At 74.9% G+C, this 2,079-nt stretch carries 1 protein-coding gene and 2 pseudogenes; 2 read left to right on the top strand and 1 reads right to left on the bottom strand.

What is annotated here, in order from left to right:
- Together sufC and AB0C29_RS45390 are read left to right on the top strand one after the other, a co-directional pair.
- Nucleotides 1-98 (top strand): annotated as a pseudogene (gene sufC, locus AB0C29_RS45395) (Fe-S cluster assembly ATPase SufC); the annotation flags it as partial.
- 97 nt (nucleotides 99-195) lie between these two features.
- Nucleotides 196-1,359 (top strand): tetratricopeptide repeat protein, encoded by a 1,164-nt coding sequence (locus AB0C29_RS45390; RefSeq protein WP_360834157.1) that lies wholly within the window; start codon nucleotides 196-198, stop codon nucleotides 1,357-1,359.
- Between the two features lie 5 nt (nucleotides 1,360-1,364).
- Here the strand turns inward: AB0C29_RS45390 and AB0C29_RS45385 are convergent.
- Nucleotides 1,365-2,079 (bottom strand): annotated as a pseudogene (locus tag AB0C29_RS45385) (hypothetical protein); the annotation flags it as partial.

The raw sequence follows: 2,079 nt of genomic DNA, 5'->3' as shown, positions 1-2,079 counted from the left end.
ACGAGACCGACTCCGGCCTCGACATCGACGCGCTGCGCATCGTCAGCGAGGGCGTCAACCGGGTCCGCGCCTCCGGCGAGGCCGGCCTGCTGCTGGTCGGTCTTCTCCTGGTCGTACGACGCGCTGAGTGCGCCGGCGCAGCGCGTGTTCCGGCTGTTCTCCCTGCATGCGGGGCCGAGCGCGGCGACCGCGGCGGTGGCGAGCCTGACCGGGCTGCCGCCGTCCGACACCCGGCGGCTGCTGGGCGAGCTGACCCGGGCCAGCCTGCTGACCGAGCAGCTCCCCGGCCGGTACGTGAGCCACGACCTGCTGCGGTCGTACGCCGCCGGCCTCACGGCTGATCTTGATCCCGAAGCCGACCGGGACGCCGCGGTGCACCGGCTCCTCGATCATTACCTGCACACCGCGTACGCCGCCGACCGGCTGCTCGATCCGGCCCGGGGTGCCATCGAGCTGCCCCTGGCTCCCCCGGCGGCCGACGCCCGTCCGGAGCAGCTCGCCGACCGGCAGGCCGCGACGGCTTGGCTGGCCACCGAGCACCCGGTGCTGCTGGCCACGGTCACGTACACCGCGGAGACCGGGCATGACGCGTACACCTGGCAGTTGACCTGGTCCTTGAGCACCTATCTGGACCGGCAGGGCGACTGGGCCGGGCGGGCCGCCGCCTGGCAGACGGCGCTGCGGGCCGCCGAGCGGCTGGGCGATCGCACCGCCCAGGCGCGGGCGCACACCAGCATCGCCCGCACCCACACGCTGCGCGGCAGCTACGCCGACAGCATCGCCTCCCTGCAACAGGCTCTCGACCTGTACACCGCGATCGGTCACCGGATCGGCCAGGCGCACACCCACCGCAACTTCGCCCACCTCTGGGGCCACCAGGGCCGTTACGACGCCGCGGTGGACCACGCCCGGCGGGCCCTCGCGCTGTACCGCGATGCGACCGACGAGCGGGGCCAGGCCGACGCGCTGAACCAGGTCGGCTGGTACCACGCGATGCGGGGCGAGTACGACGAGGCGCTGGAGTGCTGCCGGCAGTCATTGGCCCTGCACGAGCGGCTCGGCAACCGGGCCGGACAGGCGCACGTCTGGGACAGCCTCGGCTACGCCCACCACCACCTGGGCCGCCACGACGAGGCGATCGAGTGTTACGGCCACGCCCTGCGCCTCGCCCGTGATCTCGGCGACCGGTACAACCAGACGCAGGCCCTGACCCACCTCGGCGACGCGGAACTGGCGGCCGGGCGCGTACCGCGGGCTGAGCGGGCCTGGACCGAGGCCCTCACCGTCCTGACCGAGCTGGGCCACCCCGACGCCGAGGCCGTCCGCCACAAGCTCGCCGACCTGCCGTCCGCCGGATAACGAAATCAGGCGACGCCGGCCAGCAGCCCTTCACAGCTGCGGGTGACCGCGCGCGCCGCGGTGCGCAGCTCGCGGGCCGAGAACGGGTGCTCGGCCAGCGTCTGCCAGCGGGCCAGGGCCTCCCGGGCCGCCGCGGTGAGCTGCTCCGGCGACGCGTCGGCCGGCAGGCCCAGCCGCAGGTACGCCGCCCCGCCCGCCCCGCCGAGCAGCAGATCCATCTCGGCCAGCTGCGCCTGCGTGCCCGGCAGCCGGCCCGACCGCAGCAGGTGCAGCAGCCGCAGCTCGACGAACTCGTGGGCGCTGGCCCGGATCCGTTCGGCCTGCGCCGCCAGCGCCGAGCCGGGGTCGATGAACTCGTCCAGCACGGCCAGTGCGGACCGGGCCTTGAGCACCTCGCTGCGCCCGACGAACTGGGCCGCGAAGACCTCTCGCAGCCGGTCGATGCCGCTGTGCGCGGTAAGCGCGGCGGCCAGGTCAGCCGAGTCGTGCACCTTCTGCTCGCGGATCAGCCGCACCGACAGCCGCACGCCGAACAGCCCCAGCCGGCCCAGCGCCTCCCGCCGCCCGGGTGCCGAGCCGGCGAAGCGGTCGGCGGTCAGCAGCAGCTCCACCACGTCGGCCATCGGCAGCGCCGCCACCGCGGCCAAGGTGCGGAACTCGTCCTCGCGCAGGGTCGCCCCGGCCGCGCCGAGCAGGCCGGCCACCGGCACGACGACCGGG

The organism is Actinoplanes sp. NPDC048791 (genome assembly GCF_040650095.1).
In the GTDB taxonomy this organism is placed as follows: domain Bacteria; phylum Actinomycetota; class Actinomycetes; order Mycobacteriales; family Micromonosporaceae; genus Actinoplanes.
Note: the sequence above shows the minus strand (reverse complement) of the source record. Positions and strands in the feature narration are given on the sequence as shown.